12 protein-coding genes and 1 pseudogene are annotated in these 14493 nt (G+C 72.9%); 9 read left to right on the plus strand and 4 right to left on the minus strand.

All coding sequences use genetic code 11. The features are described 5' to 3' along the window. Positions 1–173 precede the first annotated feature (173 nt). From ABD774_RS11800 to ABD774_RS11815, 4 genes are read left to right on the plus strand one after another with little or no spacing between them, the layout of a single operon-like run. A complete protein-coding gene (locus ABD774_RS11800) occupies positions 174–1499 on the plus strand; it encodes an ABC transporter substrate-binding protein (protein WP_345041319.1) in 1326 nt (441 codons plus the stop codon). After that, positions 1496–2485: a carbohydrate ABC transporter permease gene (locus tag ABD774_RS11805; RefSeq protein ID WP_345041321.1), complete on the plus strand. Its 990-nt coding sequence runs from the start codon at positions 1496–1498 to the stop codon at positions 2483–2485. The genes ABD774_RS11800 and ABD774_RS11805 overlap by 4 nt, the downstream gene beginning before the upstream one ends. Continuing rightward, positions 2485–3375 carry a carbohydrate ABC transporter permease gene (locus tag ABD774_RS11810; protein WP_345041323.1) on the plus strand — a complete coding sequence of 297 codons (891 nt, stop codon included), beginning with the start codon at positions 2485–2487 and terminating at the stop codon, positions 3373–3375. The genes ABD774_RS11805 and ABD774_RS11810 overlap by 1 nt, the downstream gene beginning before the upstream one ends. Before the next feature lie 39 nt (positions 3376–3414). Beyond that, on the plus strand, positions 3415–4611 hold the full coding sequence (locus ABD774_RS11815; protein ID WP_345041325.1) for an MFS transporter: 1197 nt from the start codon (positions 3415–3417) through the stop codon (positions 4609–4611). Between the two features lie 55 nt (positions 4612–4666). Here the strand turns inward: ABD774_RS11815 and ABD774_RS11820 are convergent, their stop codons facing one another. From ABD774_RS11820 to ABD774_RS11830, 3 genes are all read right to left on the minus strand, one after another. Next, entirely contained in the window at positions 4667–5569 is a 903-nt protein-coding gene (locus ABD774_RS11820; protein ID WP_345041328.1) for an NAD(P)-dependent oxidoreductase, read from the minus strand. 83 nt (positions 5570–5652) lie between these two features. Continuing rightward, positions 5653–6765 carry a VIT1/CCC1 transporter family protein gene (locus ABD774_RS11825; protein WP_345041330.1) on the minus strand — a complete coding sequence of 371 codons (1113 nt, stop codon included), beginning with the start codon at positions 6763–6765 and terminating at the stop codon, positions 5653–5655. Positions 6766–6888: 123 nt separating this feature from the next. Next, positions 6889–7548, minus strand: coding sequence for a GNAT family N-acetyltransferase (locus ABD774_RS11830; protein ID WP_345041333.1), 660 nt, complete (start codon positions 7546–7548; stop codon positions 6889–6891). A gap of 135 nt (positions 7549–7683) precedes the next feature. Here ABD774_RS11830 and ABD774_RS11835 point away from each other — a divergent pair, with 135 nt between their 5' ends. Then, a complete protein-coding gene (locus tag ABD774_RS11835) occupies positions 7684–8064 on the plus strand; it encodes a tautomerase family protein (protein WP_345041335.1) in 381 nt (126 codons plus the stop codon). A 21-nt stretch (positions 8065–8085) separates the two neighbouring features. On the opposite strand, the gene ABD774_RS11840 is transcribed toward ABD774_RS11835, so the two are convergent. Then, the gene (locus ABD774_RS11840; protein WP_345041338.1) at positions 8086–8784 is read right to left on the minus strand and encodes a TetR/AcrR family transcriptional regulator; all 699 of its coding nucleotides are present in this window, start codon (positions 8782–8784) and stop codon (positions 8086–8088) included. A 124-nt stretch (positions 8785–8908) separates the two neighbouring features. On the opposite strand from ABD774_RS11840, the gene ABD774_RS11845 reads away from it, so the two are divergent. The 4 genes and pseudogenes from ABD774_RS11845 to ABD774_RS21850 all read left to right on the plus strand — a co-directional run bounded on the left by ABD774_RS11845 (position 8909) and on the right by ABD774_RS21850 (position 14479). Continuing rightward, positions 8909–9712 (plus strand): DUF4386 domain-containing protein, encoded by an 804-nt coding sequence (locus tag ABD774_RS11845; protein ID WP_345041340.1) that lies wholly within the window; start codon positions 8909–8911, stop codon positions 9710–9712. A 197-nt stretch (positions 9713–9909) separates the two neighbouring features. Beyond that, positions 9910–10941: a LacI family DNA-binding transcriptional regulator gene (locus ABD774_RS11850; RefSeq protein WP_345041342.1), complete on the plus strand. Its 1032-nt coding sequence runs from the start codon at positions 9910–9912 to the stop codon at positions 10939–10941. Next, complete coding sequence (locus ABD774_RS11855) at positions 10938–12476, plus strand: sugar ABC transporter ATP-binding protein (RefSeq protein ID WP_345041345.1); 1539 nt, start codon at positions 10938–10940, stop codon at positions 12474–12476. The genes ABD774_RS11850 and ABD774_RS11855 overlap by 4 nt, the downstream gene beginning before the upstream one ends. Further along, positions 12466–14479 (plus strand): annotated as a pseudogene (locus tag ABD774_RS21850) (ABC transporter permease/substrate-binding protein). The gene ABD774_RS11855 and the pseudogene ABD774_RS21850 overlap by 11 nt, the downstream one beginning before the upstream one ends. Positions 14480–14493 lie beyond the last annotated feature (14 nt).

The following is a 14493-nucleotide window of genomic DNA, read 5'->3' on the forward strand; positions in this document are numbered from 1 at the left end:
ACGACAGCCATGTAAACCAGTGAACCGAAGTTACATTCTCATGAAAACTCTTGACATCCCAGCCCTTTCGGGGAAACGTCCCCTCGTGACATCGCCGTCACGACCCTCGTGCCGAGCCCGACCCGCCCGCCGTGCGGCGACGACCCGCCGAGACCGGCCCGAAAGGACACACCATGCACCGCCGGAGAGTACTTGCCTCCACAGCCGCCGTCGCGGCTGCCGTCCTCGCCCTGTCCGCCTGCGCGCCCTCCGACGACGCGCCGGACCCCGGCGCCGACGGGGGCGCCACCTCCGCCGCGGGCTCGGAGGACTGCGCCGAGCCGGTCGCCCTCGACGTGTGGTCCTGGCGCACGGAGGACAAGGACACCTACGAGACGATCTTCGACGTCTTCGAGGAGGCCAACCCCTGCATCACGGTGAACTTCCAGGCCTACAAGAACACCGAGTACAACCAGATCCTGCAGACCGGCCTCACCGGCTCCGACGGTCCCGACGTGGCGCAGGTGCGCTCGTACGGCCTGCTCCAGCCCCTGGTCGAGGGCGGCAACCTCGCCCCGCTGGACGACGTCGTCCCGGCCCTCGCCGAGTTCGACGACGCGATCCTCGACGGCGCCCGCGGCAAGGAGGACGGCGCCCTGTACGGCGTCCCGTTCGCCACCCAGACGATCCAGGTCTTCTACAACACGGCGATCTTCGAGGAGCACGGCCTCGAGGAGCCGGAGACCTGGGAGGACTTCATCGCGATCAACGACACCCTCGAGGCCGCCGGCGTGACGCCGCTCGCCGTCGGGGCGAAGGATGCCTGGTTCGTCCCCACCGTCCACGACGCGCTCACCGCCGCCCAGTACGGCGGTGCGGACTTCCAGCAGGCGCTGCGCGAGGGCTCGACCGACTTCAACGACCCGGCCTACGTCGCCTCGATCCAGACCTTCGCCGACCTCGAGCAGTACATGCCCGACGACGTCGTGGGCGTGGGCTACACCGACGCCCAGGTGCTCTTCACCTCCGGCGCGGCCGCGATGTTCGCCGGCGGGTCCTACGAGCTGGCCTTCTTCCAGTCGTCGAACCCCGAGCTCGAGCTCGGCGTGTTCCAGGTGCCGCCGCCCGAGGGCTCCGCGCTCGACCACCCGGTCAGCCCCGGCTACGCCGACGGCAACTGGGGCCTCTCGGCCGCCTCGGACAACGCCGAGGAGGCGGAGACGCTGCTGAACTGGCTGGCCGACGCCGAGTTCGGGCAGATGGTCGCCAACGACCTCAAGCAGTTCTCCCCCGTCCCCGGCGTGGAGTTCGACGAGCCGCTCATGCAGGAGATGTGGGACCTCTACCAGGAGAATCCCGCCCCGTACCTGCTGCTCGTGGACTACCGCTACGGCGACCCGGTCGGCACCGACCTCATGGGTGAGGGCGGTCAGCAGCTGTTCCTCGGCGAGCTGGACGCGGCGGGCGTCGCGAGCAAGATCCAGGACGGCCTGTCTGCCTGGTGGACGCCGGGCCAGTGACCGCTCCGTCCGGACCCGCGACGGTGACCGGGCCGACGGCGGAGGTTCCGCCGTCGGCCGGGCGCCGCCGTCGTCCCCTGACCGCGGCCCTGCCGACGGGGACGGCCCTGCTCTTCCTCCTGCCGGCGGCGCTGCTGTTCGGGTTCTTCGTGCTCTACCCGATGGTCACCGCGCTGACGTACTCGCTGTACTCGTGGCGGGGCACCTCCCAGGAGTCGTTCGTGGGGCTGGGCAACTTCGTCCAGCTCTTCACGGCCGAGCCGTACGCCACGCAGGTGCCGCGGGCGTTCGCCCACAACCTGCTGCTCTTCGCCGGGTCGATGGTGGTGCAGAACTCCGTCGGCCTGCTGCTCGCGGTGGTCCTCCACCGGCGCCGGCGGTTCAAGCGGCTCTTCCAGGTGCTCTACACGATGCCGTACCTGGTCTCGCCGCTGGTCATCGGGTACCTGTGGTCGCTGCTGCTCTCCCCGTTGTTCGGGCCGGTCAACGCCCTGCTCAAGGCGGTCGGGCTCGAGGCGCTCGCCCTGCCGTGGCTGGGTGACCCGTCCACGGCCCTGTGGGTCGTGGTGCTGGTGACGGCGTGGCAGTGGGTGGGCTTCCCGCTGCTGCTCTACGGGGCGGCGCTCGGCGGCCTGGACGCCTCGCTGGAGGAGGCGGCCGAGCTCGACGGCGCCACCGCCCGCCAGCGCTTCTGGCACATCACCCTGCCGCTGCTCACCCCGATCATCGGCACCGTGAGCGTGCTGACGTTCATCTTCTCGATGGAGGCGTTCCCGATCCCGTACGCGCTCGGCGGCTCGACCGGCTCCCCCGCGGGCGCCACGGACGTGATGTCGCTGCTCTTCTACCGCACCGCGTTCCAGTCCGGCTCGTCGAACGCCATCGGCACGTCCTCCGCGATCGCCATCCTGCTGTTCCTGGTGATCTTTGGGCTCTCGATCGCGTTCAACAAGTGGTTCCGCCGGGCAGAGAGGCGGTTGTTCTGATGGCCACGACCCTCGCCGTCCCCGGCACCGCCCCGGCGACCGCCCGGGCCGCGACGCCGCCCGGGCGCCGCACCGGCGGCGTGCGCGCGGCGCTGACGTCGACCCTGCTGTGGGTCTACGCCGCCGTGGCGATCCTGCCGCTGCTGACCATGGTGCTGAACTCCTTCCGCACCAACCAGGAACTCGTGTCCGAGCCGCTGGGCCTGCCCGCCGAGCCGAGCCTGGCGGCGTACCAGGAGGCGTGGATCGAGGCGTCGTTCTCGACCTACTTCTGGAACTCCATCGTGGTGACGGTCGGCTCGGTGGCGCTCTCGACGGTCGTGTCGCTGCTCGCCGCGTACGCCCTGGCGCGCAGCCGCTCCCGGCTCATGGGGGTGATCGAGCAGGTCTTCGTCTCCGGCCTGATGATGCCGGTGTTCCTCATGATCGTGCCGATCTTCTACCTGCTCGACGCGATCGGGATGGTCTCCACCCGCACCGGGCTGGTGCTCGTCTACGCGGCGGTGTCGATCCCGTTCTCCGTGTTCGTGCTCGGCACGTTCTTCCGGCAGCTCCCCGGCGAGCTCGAGGAGGCCGCGCGCATCGACGGGGCGGGGCCGCTGCGGATGTTCTGGTCGGTGATGCTCCCGCTGGTCCGGCCCGCGGTGGCCACCGTGGTGGTCTTCCGGTTCGTGCCGATCTGGAACGACTTCTTCTACCCGCTGATCCTCGTGCGCGACCGCACGAGGTACACGCTGCCGGTGGGGCTGACGACCTTTTTCGGCGAGTACCAGACGAGTTGGTCCACCCTCTTCGCGGGGCTGGTGATCGCCACGCTGCCGCTGGTGGTGCTGTTCCTGCTGGCGACGAAGCAGATCATCTCCGGGCTCACGGCGGGCATGGGCAAGTAGGGCTGACGCCGCCGCGGGGGTGGGATGATCTCCCCCGCCATGTCAGCCTCCCGCCCCGTGCCCCTGCCCCGCGAGATCTGGGTCCTCGTCTCGGCCGCCTTCGTCATCGCCATGGGGTACGGACTCGTCTCCCCGGTGCTGCCGCAGTTCGCCCGGAGCTTCGACGTCGGTGTCACCGCGGCGTCCGTGGTGGTCAGCGTCTTCGCGTTCTTCCGGCTCGTCTTCGCGCCGGTGGGCGGCAGGCTCATCGGGCGGATGGGCGAGCGCCCGGTCTACCTCGCGGGGCTGCTGGTGGTGGCCGGGTCGACCGCGGCGACGGCGTTCGCGCAGAGCTACGCCCAGCTGCTCGTCTTCCGGGGGCTGGGCGGCATCGGCTCGACCATGTTCACCGTCTCGGCGATGGGGCTGATCGTCCGCCTCGCCCCGCCGACGGCACGCGGACGGGCGTCCTCGGCGTACGGCACCGCGTTCCTCCTGGGCAACATCGGGGGGCCGCTGGCCGGCGGCCTGCTCGCGGAGGCCGGGCTGCGCGTGCCGTTCCTCGTCTACGCCGCCTCGCTGCTCGTCGCGACCGCCGTGGTCGCGGTCTTCCTCCGGCCGGCAGCGCTCAGACCGCCGCCCGGCACAGCGCAGCTGCCGGCGATGCGGCTGCGGGATGCGCTCGCGCACCCGGCCTACCGCGCCGCGCTCGTCTCCGCGTTCGCCAACGGCTGGTCGAACTTCGGGGTGCGGGTCGCGGTCCTGCCGCTGTTCGCCGCGGCCAGCCTCACGGCGGGACCGTGGGCGGCCGGCGCCGCGCTGGCGGCCTTCGCCATCGGCAACGCCGTCGCCCTGACGCCGGCGGGCCGCGCCTCGGACGCGCGCGGCCGCAAGCCGCTGCTCGTCACGGGCCTCCTCGTCAACGGCGCCCTCACGGCCGCCCTCGGGCTGACCGGGGACCTGGTGGCCCTGCTCGTGGTCTCCGCCCTGGCGGGCGTGGGGGTGGGGATGCTCAACCCCGCCCAGCAGGCGACCGTGGCGGACGTGGTGGGCAGCGGGCGGACCGCCGGACCCGTGCTGGCCGCCTTCCAGATGTGCAGCGACGCCGGCCAGATCCTGGGGCCGGTCCTCGCCGGGCTGCTGGTGGACCACGTGGGCTACGGCGCGGCGTTCGCCCTGTCGGGCGCCATCACGCTGGTGGCCGCTGCCGTCTGGGTGCGGGCCCCCGAGACCCTCGCGACGCGCCCGCGGAGCTGAGCGGACCGAGCGGCCGGGCGGAGCGAGGGCCCGAGCACCCACGCGGCCGGGGCGATCAGATCGAGCGCTCCTCGACGTACCGCTGCACCACGGAGCTGTCCAGGTCTCCCAGCCCGCGCTCGGCGATCTCCCGGTAGACGCGCTGCAGCACCGGCAGCTGCTCGACGGCGGTGCCCGTGCTCTCGGCCTCCGCGGCGGCGAAGGCGAGGTCCTTGATCATGAACCGCGCCGGGCTGGCCGGCGTGTGGTCGTGCGCGACGAGCCGGGACCTTTTCACCTCCAGGACACGCGAGCCCGCGTAGCCGCCGCCGAGGAGGTCGAGCAGCCGGCCCAGGTCGAGCCCCGCCCGCTCGGCGATGACGCTCGCCTCGCCCAGCGCCACGGTGGTGGCGGCGACGATCAGCTGGTTGCACGCCCTGGCCACCTCCCCGGCGCCGACCGGGCCCAGGTGCACCGGCGTGCCGAGGACGCCGAGCCACGGCAGCACCCGGGCGACGTCGTCGTCCGCGCCGCCGACCATGATCGAGAGCGACCCCTCCGCGGCACCCTCCACCCCGCCGGAGACGGGGGCGTCGACGACGGCGAGGCGGCCCTGCGTCCGGTCGGCGACGTCCCGGGCCAGGCGACGGACGCCGTCGGGCGAGCTCGTGGAGGAGACCACCAGCACGGAGGGCCGGGCGAGGCCGGCGAGGAGCCCGTCGTCGCCGTCGAGGACCGCGTCGAGCTCGGGGAGGTCGGGCAGCATCGTCAGGACGACGTCGCAGCGCGCGGCGACGTCCCGGGGCGTGTCCGCCCAGCGCGCGCCGTCCGCGACGAGGCCGGCGGCGCTCGACTCGCGGCGGCTGTGGACGATCAGCTCGACGCCGCGCTCGCGCGCCGCGCGCAGCAGGTGCGCGGCCATGGGCCGTCCCATCGCGCCGAGCCCGATCAGCCCGACGTCCGCCCGCTGCTCCGACATGTCGTCCCCCGTTCCGCGCGACCCGGCGTGCCCGAGGCAGCCTAAGGTGTCGCGGCGAGGATCGGGGGCGGCTCGACGAGCCGTCAGACCATCGTGGTGCCGAACGCCAGGCCGAGCCCGTAGGTGACCGCGGCGGCGCCGTACCCGATCCCGAGCTGGCGCAGCGCGCGACGCAGCGGCGGCGCCCCGGACAGCACGCCCACGACGGCACCGGTGCCCAGGAGGGCGATCCCCACCAGCCCCGCGGCGACGCCGATCGCCGGGAGCCCGCTCAGCCCGAACAGGTACGGCAGGATCGGGATCAGCGCGCCGGAGGCGAAGAAGCCGAAGCTGGACAGGGCGGCGGACCAGCCGTTGCCGATCTCCTCGTAGGCGTGCGCGACGTCCGCCGCGGGCATGCCGTGGCCGGCGAGCATCCGGGCCATCACACCGGCGGCGTGCTCCTCGGCCTCGGCGGGCGCCATGCCACGGGCGCGGTAGACCAGGGCCAGCTCGTTGGCGTCGACGTCGAGGGCCGGGATGGACTCGTGCGCGTCGGCGTCGGGGATGGAGGCCTCGAGAAGCTCGCGCTGCGAACGGACGGAGACGTACTCCCCCGCCGCCATGGACAGGGCGCCGGCGAGCAGGCCGGCGACGCCGGTCACGAGCACCGTGCCGGCCGGGACGCCGGTGGCGCCGACGCCGAGCACGAGCGCGAGGTTGGAGACGAGCCCGTCGTTGGCGCCGAAGACGGCCGCGCGGAACGTGCCCGACATCCGCGCCCGGCCGCGGGTCGCCAGCGCCCGGACCACCTCGCCGTGCACGCGCTCGTCGGCGGCCATGGCGTCGGTGGCGTCCGCGTCGTCGGCGTAGGACGAGCGCGCCTCCGCGTTCTGGGCGAGCGCGAGGACGAACACGCCGCCGAAGGTCCGGGCGAGCCAGCCCAGCAGCCGGGTGCGCAGCGCGCCCTTGCCCGGCCGGCCGACCTGGTCGCCGAGCAGGTCCCGCCAGTGCTGCTCGTGGCGTCGCTCGGCGTCGGCGAGGCCGAGGAGGATCTCGCGCTCCTCGCCCTCGCGCCGGGAGGCGAGGTGGCGGTAGACCGCACCCTCCGCCCGTTCGTCGGCCAGGTAGCGGCGCCAGCGGCGGACCTGCTCCCGGGTCGGCGCGGTCCGGGCGGCGCGCTCGTCGCCGGGCAGGGGCGGGGTCGAGGTGGACATATCGCCATCGTGGCAGCCGCGGGAGGTGGGCCCAAGCCCCGCGGCGGTGGGGTTGCGCACTGTTCGCCTGCCCGAAAAATCCGCGGCCCCGCGCCGAAAGATCGGCGTCGCGCCCGGGCCCGATCAGGCGGAGGCGTCCCGCATCGCGCCGGCCGCGGGGGCGGCCGAGACGTCCCGCCCGGGCGCCGGCGCGATCCGCGCCTCCAGCCGGGCGCGGACCCGCGGCCACTCGTCGGCCAGGATCGAGAAGACCACCGTGTCGCGGAAGCTGCCGTCGGCCCGGCGCCGGTGCCGGCGGAGGACTCCCTCGCGAACCGCCCCGAGCCGGGCGATGGCGGCCTGGGAGCGGGTGTTCAGGACGTCGGTCTGGAGCCGGACCCGCCCGAGGCCGCAGTCGTCGAACGCGTGAGTGAGGATGGCCAGCTTCGTCGCCGGGTTGACCGCCGTGCCCCAGACGGACGGGGCGTAGGCCGTCCACCCCAGGTGCGCCGACTCGTTGGGGAGGTCGACGTCCCCGAGGCTCGACGTCCCCACCAGATCCCCGCCTCGCAGGCGCACCGCCCACGGGACGCGGTCCGCGGCGCCGAGGAGGTGGCCGGTGACGTACTCGCGCATGCCGGCGACGTCCCCCGGCCGCCCGGCCGGGCCGCCTCCGTACCCGGCGGCCCACACGCGCGGGTCGTCGAGGGCGGCGAAGAGGTCGGGTGCGTCGTCGGCCGTCAGCGGCGTGAGCTCGACGACGGCGTTGCCCAGGATCACGGGCTCGGGCGCGCGGGCGGGCATGACCGCAGCGTAGAACGCGCCGGCAGACCACCGGCCCGCGATTCCCGCCCCCGGCTCTCGGGACAGAAGTAGGTTGTGGTCCACAACCGTCCGCCTTCAGGCGGTGCACTGTCGCGCTCCACGGAGGAGACTGCCATGCCGCTAGTACGCATCGACCTGCCGGAGGCGACTCCCCCGGAGTACCGGCAGAGCATCGTCGAGGTCGTCTACGAGGCGCTGGTCGACGCCGTCGGCGCGCCTGTCAACGACAGGTTCATGATCGTCTCCGAGCACGAGCCGGAGAACCTCGTGATGGACCCGACGTACATGGTCGAACGCACCGAGCGTGCGCTCATCATCCAGATCACGTTCAACGCCGGCCGCACGGTCGAGGCGAAGAAGAACCTCTACCGTGCCATCGCCTCGGGCCTGCACGAACGCATCGGGCTGCGCCCGGAGGATGTGTTCATCAGCCTTGTCGACGTGCCCAAGGAGAACTGGTCCTTCGGGCTCGGCGAGGCCCAGTACGTCGACTGAGGGCCCCGCGCCCCGACCGGGTCAGCGCCTCGGGGTCCAGTCCTGCCGACGGAGCCGCTCGAACCCGTCCAGCATCAGGTCGAGGGTGAACTCGAACTCGAACTGGTCGTCGCAGCCCTGGCCGACCACCGAGCCCTGGTCGTGCGCCCCGGCCCCGGCGATCTCGAGGATGTGGGGCCAGCGCGCGGCGACCTGCTGGAACATGGCCGCGCGCTGCTCGGGGTCCTCGGGCGGGGGCGCGCTCGGGAACACCTCCTGGGTGAAACCCCACATGCGGCTCCCGAGGGCGTGCATCACGTGGTGGGTCAGCACCGCCGAGAAGCCTCCCGCGCGGAACATCCCGATGAGCGAGTTCATGTGGTCCAGCACCACGGGCGACGCCCCGGTGCGCGACTCGATGACCGGGCGCGCCCACGGGTGCCGCAGCAGTGCCCGCCGCGCGGAGAGGATCCGCTCGCGCACGGCGGTCCGCCAGTCGGCACCTTCGAGCGGGGGGTCGATCTCACCGATGACGACGTCGACCATGCCGTCGAGGAGCTCTTCCTTGTTCGCCACGTGCCTGTACAACGCCATCGGGACGACACCGAGGCGCTGGGCGAGCCGGCGCATGCTCAGCGCGTCGATGCCCTCCTCGTCGGCGAGCGCCACCCCGGCCCGCAGCACCCGGTCCCTGCTGAGGGCGACGCGCCGCGGGGCCCCGGCCTGGACCGTCGGTGCCATGTCGTCCTCCCGCTCTCGTGCTGGCGGCCGACTCTAACCCCTTGACGAGTGTACTGCGTACACGTACCTTCTGCGTGTACGCGGTACACATCCCGGACCGCGACACCAGCGAGAGGCGATGGACATGGCCAGCACCGAACCCACCGAGCCGACGACGAGGCGGCCGATGAGCTGGCTGAGGAAGGTCGCGCTGCTCGCAGGCGCGCTCTACCTGGTCACGTTCCTGTCGTCCATCCCCGCGGTCTTCCTCCTCGACCCGGTCCTGAGCGACCCGGGCTACATCGTCGGGCCGGGCGACGACACGCGCGTCCTCCTCGGCGGCCTCCTCGACATCGTCAACGCTCTCGCCTGCATCGGCACCGCTGTCGTGCTCTACCCGGTGGTCAGGCGGGAGAACGAGGCCCTCGCCCTCGGCTTCGTGGCGGCCCGCGTGCTCGAGGCCGCGATCATCTTCGTCGGCGTCATGAGCATCCTGACGGTCGTGACGCTGCGGCAGGACCTGGGCAGCACCCCCGGAGCGGACGCCGACTCCCTGATCACCACGGGCGAGGCGCTCGTCGCGTTGCGCGACTGGACGTTCCTGCTCGGGCCGGGCCTCGCCGTCGCGAACGCGCTGCTGCTGGGAACGCTGATGTACCGGTCCCGTCTCGTGCCACGCGTCATCCCGCTGCTGGGACTCGTCGGAGCACCGCTGCTCCTCGCGTCGAACACCGCGACGATGTTCGGCGTCAACGACCAGTTCTCCCTGCTGTCCCTGGTCGCGCTTCCCGGCATCTTCTTCTGGGAGCTGTCCCTCGGCGTCTACCTGGTCGTCAGGGGCTTCAGGCCCTCACCCGTCACCGCGGGACTGGACGCCAACGGCGGGCGTGCCCCGGTCGACGTCGCCGCCGGACCGGCAGGGCCGGCCACCACGGCAGGAGGCTCGTGACGCCAGCGGCAGCGCGGCGGCGGCAGCGGCGGCGGCGGCGGCGATGACCTTGCCGACGGCCCGCCGCCTCTTCGCGCCCCTCTGACGCGATACCACCTGGCCGCCCTTGACGACGGATGTGACGGGGTCCATACTCGTGTAATCGATCCCATGGGAACGATTACACAGACCGCGCAGAGCCGCCGGGGAGGAAGTCAGTGCCGACGATCAAGGACGTTGCGCGTGCCGCGGGCGTCTCCACCGCCTCCGTCTCGCGCGTGCTGACCGACCACCCCGCCACGTCGCCCGAGATGCGCGAGCGCGTGCTGGCCGCCGTCCAGGCCCTGAACTTCCGGCCCAACGCCGTCGCCCGCTCCCTCCGCAGCACCGGGACCCGCACCGTCGGCCTGGTGGTCTCGGACCTGATGAACCCCTACTTCACCGAGCTGGCACGGGCGGTGGAGGACACCGCGCGCGCCGCCGGCTACTCCGTCATCGTCGGCAACGCGGACGAGGACCCCGCCCAGCAGGACCACTACATCCGGATCCTCCTCGAGCGGCAGGTCGACGGGCTCATCGTCGTCCCCACCGTGGAGACCTCCCCGCTGCTGCGCGAGGCCGCCGACCTCAACCGGCACCTGGTCCTGGTCGACCGCCCCGCGGCCGACGTCGACGCCCCCACCGTCCTCGCGGACTCCTCCGCGGCCATCGCGGCCCTCGTCGACCACCTGGTGGCCACCGGCCGCACCGACCCGGCGATCATCACCGGCCCCGAGCACGCCGGCACCGCCCGGCTGCGGCTCGAGCACTTCCGGGCAGCCCTCGCCCGCCACAGCCTGGAGCTGCGGCCCGAGCGCGTGCAGCACGGCGACTTCCGGCCGGCCTCGGGCCACGAGGCCATGGCGGACCTGCTCGCCATGCCGTCGCTGCCCGACGCGGTGTTCGTCACCAACGGGTCCATGGCGCTCGGCGTCCTGCAGCTCCTGGCCGAGCAGCGCGCCACCATCCCGGTGCGCATCCCGGACGACCTCGCGCTCGCCGTGTTCGACGACATGCCGTGGTTCACCCTGCTGAGCCCGACCGTCACGGCGATCGCCCAGCCGACGGCCCAGCTCGGCCAGCGCGCCATGCGGCTGCTGCTGGCCCGCATCGCCGGTTCACCCGAGACCGACGGCGGAACCCCGGGCACCGACGCGCTCGAGTGCTGCCTGGTCCTACGCGAGTCCACCCTCCCGAGGAGGAGCGCATGAACACCCGACCGACGAACACCGCCACCCCGCCCGCGGGGCGCGAGCTTCTCCGCGTGGAGAACCTCGTCAAGAAGTTCCCGGGCGTGGTCGCCCTCGGCGGGGTCTCCTTCGACCTCCACGCCGGGGAGGTCCACGTGCTGCTCGGCGAGAACGGCGCCGGCAAGTCCACCCTGATCAAGTGCCTCGCGGGGGTGTACCAGCCCGACGGCGGCACGCTCTTCGTCGACGGCGAGAAGGTCCACATCTCCTCGACCGCGCACGCCGAGCAGCTCGGCATCGCGACGATCCACCAGGAGTTCAACATCGTCCCGCAGCTGAGCGTGGCGGAGAACGTCCTGCTCGGCCGGCCCCCGCGCCGGTTCGGGATCGTCGACCGCCGGAAGATGCACGCCAAGGCACGGGCCGCGCTGCAGCGGGTCGGCCTCGACGTCGACCTCCGCCGCCCGGTCTCGACGCTCGGCGTCGCCCGCCAGCAGCTCGTGGAGATCGCCAAGGCCCTCAGCCTCGACGCCCGGGTCCTCATCCTGGACGAGCCCACCGCCGCGCTGACCGACGCCGAGGTGGACCGGCTGCTCGAGCTCATGGCCGAGCTGCGCCAGAACGGCGTGGGCATGGTCTTCATCTCCCACCACCTCGAGGAGATCCAGCGCATCGGCGACCGCGTCACCGTGCTCCGCGACGGCCAGTCGGTCGGCACCGTCCCGGCCACCACGGACACCGGGGAGCTCGTCCGCCTGATGGTGGGCCGCTCCATCGAGGCGCAGTACCCGCGCGAGCAGACCCCGCTCGGCGACGAGCTGCTTCGCGTCGAGGGGCTCACGAGCACCGGGCACTTCGAGGACGTCTCCCTCTCCGTGCGCGCCGGCGAGGTGGTCGGGCTCGCCGGGCTGGTCGGCGCGGGCCGCACGGAGGTGCTGCGCGCGATCTTCGGCGCCGACCGCTACGACTCCGGCACGGTGAGCGTGCGCGGCAAGGCGGTGCCCCGGCACGACGTCCACGCCGCCATCGGCGCCGGCCTGGGGCTCGTCCCCGAGGACCGCAAGGCCCAGGGTCTCGTCCTGGGCGCGAGCGTCGAGGAGAACCTCGGCCTGGCGATCCTCCGCGCCGCGACCCGGGGCGGCCTCGTCGATCGCGCCCGGCTCCGCGAGCAGGCCCGCACCAGCGTGAAGAACCTGCGCATCCGCACCCCGTCGACCCGGGCCACCGTGAAGAACCTCTCGGGCGGCAACCAGCAGAAGGTCGTCATGGGCAAGTGGCTCGCCGCCGACCCCGCGGTGCTCCTCCTGGACGAGCCGACCCGCGGCGTCGACGTCGGCGCGAAGGTCGAGATCTACCAGCTCATCAACCAGCTCACCGCCTCCGGACGCGGGGTCCTGCTCGTGTCCTCGGAGCTGCCCGAGGTCCTGGGCATGTGCGACCGCATCCTCGTCATGGCCCAGGGACGCCTGGTCGGCGAGCTCACCCGCGAAGAAGCAACCCAGGACGCCGTCATGGCCCTGGCCGTCAAGGAAGTGGAGTCCTCCCGTGCCCACTGAGACCGCAACCGCCCGGACCGAGCAGCGCGAGTCGCTCGGCTCCCGCGCCCAGGTGCTGCTCGGGCAGAACGGCGCCCTGGTCGCGCTGGTGCTGCTCAGCGTCGTCATGGCCGTCCTCAGCCCGGTGTTCTTCAGCACGCAGAACCTGCTCAACGTCGGGGTGCAGGCCGCCGTCGTCGCGATCCTCGCCTTCGGGCAGACCTTCGTCATCGTCTCCGCCGGCATCGACCTCTCGGTCGGGTCGGTCGCCGCGCTGGCGTCGATCGTGACGGCCTACACCGCCACCACGACCGGGCTGAACCCGCTGCTCGCGATCGTGGTCGGGCTGCTGACCGGTGTCATCGCCGGGTTCATCTCCGGGGCGCTGGTCGCCTACGGCCGGCTCCCCGCGTTCATCGCGACGCTGGCGATGCTCTCGATCGCCCGCGGACTGGCCCTCGTCCTCTCCGACGGCGTCCCGATCGCCCAGCCCTCCGCCGTCGCCTGGCTCGGCAGCACCATCGGCGGGTGGCTGCCCGTCCCGGTGCTCGTGATGATGGTGCTCGGCGGCCTGGCGGCGTTCATCCTCAACCGCACCTTCGCCGGGCGCGCCATGTACGCCATCGGCGGCAACGAGGAGGCCGCCCGGCTCTCCGGCATCAACGTCCGCCACCAGCAGCTGGTCATCTACTCGCTCTCCGGCGCCTTCGCGGCGGTCGCCGGCCTGGTGCTGGCCGGCCGGCTCGCCTCGGGCCAGCCGCAGGCCGCCGCCGGCTACGAGCTCGACGCGATCGCCGCCGTCGTCATCGGCGGCGCCAGCCTCGCCGGCGGGTCCGGCCGCGCCTTCGGCACGTTCGTCGGCGCCCTCGTCCTGGCCGTCATCCGCAACGGCCTCAACCTGCTCAACGTCTCCTCGTTCTGGCAGCAGGTCGTCATCGGCGCCGTCATCGCCCTCGCCGTCCTCAGCGACACCCTGCGCCGTCGGCGCGCCTGAGTCCCCCGCACCACCCGCACCACCACCCCCCACCCCTCCGGGAACCGTTCCCGGTCGACGCAAGAGAAAGGAAGGGGTTCCGATGAAGAAGCCCGCCCTCAGCATCGCCGCCCTGCTCGCCTCCTCCGCCCTGCTGCTCTCCGCGTGCGGCAGCGCCGACCAGGGTGGTGCCGGCTCCACCGGAGGCACCGCCGGGGCCGGCGGCGACCACACCCTCGGCCTCGCCGTCTCCACCCTCAACAACCCGTTCTTCGTCTCCCTGCGCGACGGCGCCCAGGCCGCCGCCGACGAGGCCGGCGCCGAGCTGACCGTCACCGACGCCCGCGACGACGCCACCCAGCAGGCCGACCAGGTGGCGAACTTCCAGACCCAGCAGCTCGACGCGGTGCTCATCAACCCCGTCGACTCCGACGCCGCCGGCCCGATCGTCTCCCCGCTCATCGCGGGCGACATCCCGGTGATCGCCGTCGACCGTGCGGTCAACGGCGCCGAGGTCAACACCTTCGTCGCCTCGGACAACGTCGAGGGCGGGCGCCTCGCCGCCCAGGCGCTGGCCGAGGCCATCGGCGAGAAGGGCCAGGTCATCGTGCTCCAGGGCGTCGCCGGCACCTCGGCCTCCCGCGAGCGCGGGCAGGGCTTCACCGAGGGCATCGCCGAGTTCCCGGACATCGAGGTCGTGGCCACCCAGCCCGCCGACTTCGACCGGGCCCAGGGCCTCGACGTCGCGACCAACCTCCTCCAGGCCAACCCGGACGTCGTCGGCATCTTCGCCGAGAACGACGAGATGGCCCTCGGCGCCGTCCAGGCGCTCGGCGACCGGGCGGGCAAGGACGTCTTCGTCGTCGGGTTCGACGCCACCGAGGACGCCCAGGCCGCCATCAAGACCGGCACCATGTACGCCTCGATCGCCCAGCAGCCCGAGGAGCTCGGCCGCGCCGCCGTCGAGGCCGCGCTGTCGATCCTGAACGGCGAGGAGGTCGAGGCCACCGTGTCCGTGCCGGTCGTCGCGATGACCAAGGACGACCTCTGACCGACCTCCCGGCC

Origin of the sequence: Georgenia daeguensis, assembly GCF_039537705.1 — a bacterium.
In the GTDB taxonomy this organism is placed as follows: Bacteria; Actinomycetota; Actinomycetes; order Actinomycetales; family Actinomycetaceae; genus Georgenia; species Georgenia daeguensis.

Excerpts from the sequence above, each read along its gene's own strand:
- ABD774_RS11825 (WP_345041330.1), bottom strand. The coding sequence starts at position 6,765 with ATGTCCACCTCGACCCCGCCCCTGCCCGGCGACGAGCGCGCCGCCCGG.
- ABD774_RS11800 (WP_345041319.1), top strand. The coding sequence starts at position 174 with ATGCACCGCCGGAGAGTACTTGCCTCCACAGCCGCCGTCGCGGCTGCC.
- ABD774_RS11830 (WP_345041333.1), bottom strand. The coding sequence starts at position 7,548 with ATGCCCGCCCGCGCGCCCGAGCCCGTGATCCTGGGCAACGCCGTCGTC.
- ABD774_RS11820 (WP_345041328.1), bottom strand. The coding sequence starts at position 5,569 with ATGTCGGAGCAGCGGGCGGACGTCGGGCTGATCGGGCTCGGCGCGATG.
- ABD774_RS11855 (WP_345041345.1), top strand. The coding sequence starts at position 10,938 with ATGAACACCCGACCGACGAACACCGCCACCCCGCCCGCGGGGCGCGAG.
- ABD774_RS11815 (WP_345041325.1), top strand. The coding sequence starts at position 3,415 with ATGTCAGCCTCCCGCCCCGTGCCCCTGCCCCGCGAGATCTGGGTCCTC.
- ABD774_RS11840 (WP_345041338.1), bottom strand. The coding sequence starts at position 8,784 with ATGGCACCGACGGTCCAGGCCGGGGCCCCGCGGCGCGTCGCCCTCAGC.
- ABD774_RS11810 (WP_345041323.1), top strand. The coding sequence starts at position 2,485 with ATGGCCACGACCCTCGCCGTCCCCGGCACCGCCCCGGCGACCGCCCGG.
- ABD774_RS11835 (WP_345041335.1), top strand. The coding sequence starts at position 7,684 with ATGCCGCTAGTACGCATCGACCTGCCGGAGGCGACTCCCCCGGAGTAC.
- ABD774_RS11845 (WP_345041340.1), top strand. The coding sequence starts at position 8,909 with ATGGCCAGCACCGAACCCACCGAGCCGACGACGAGGCGGCCGATGAGC.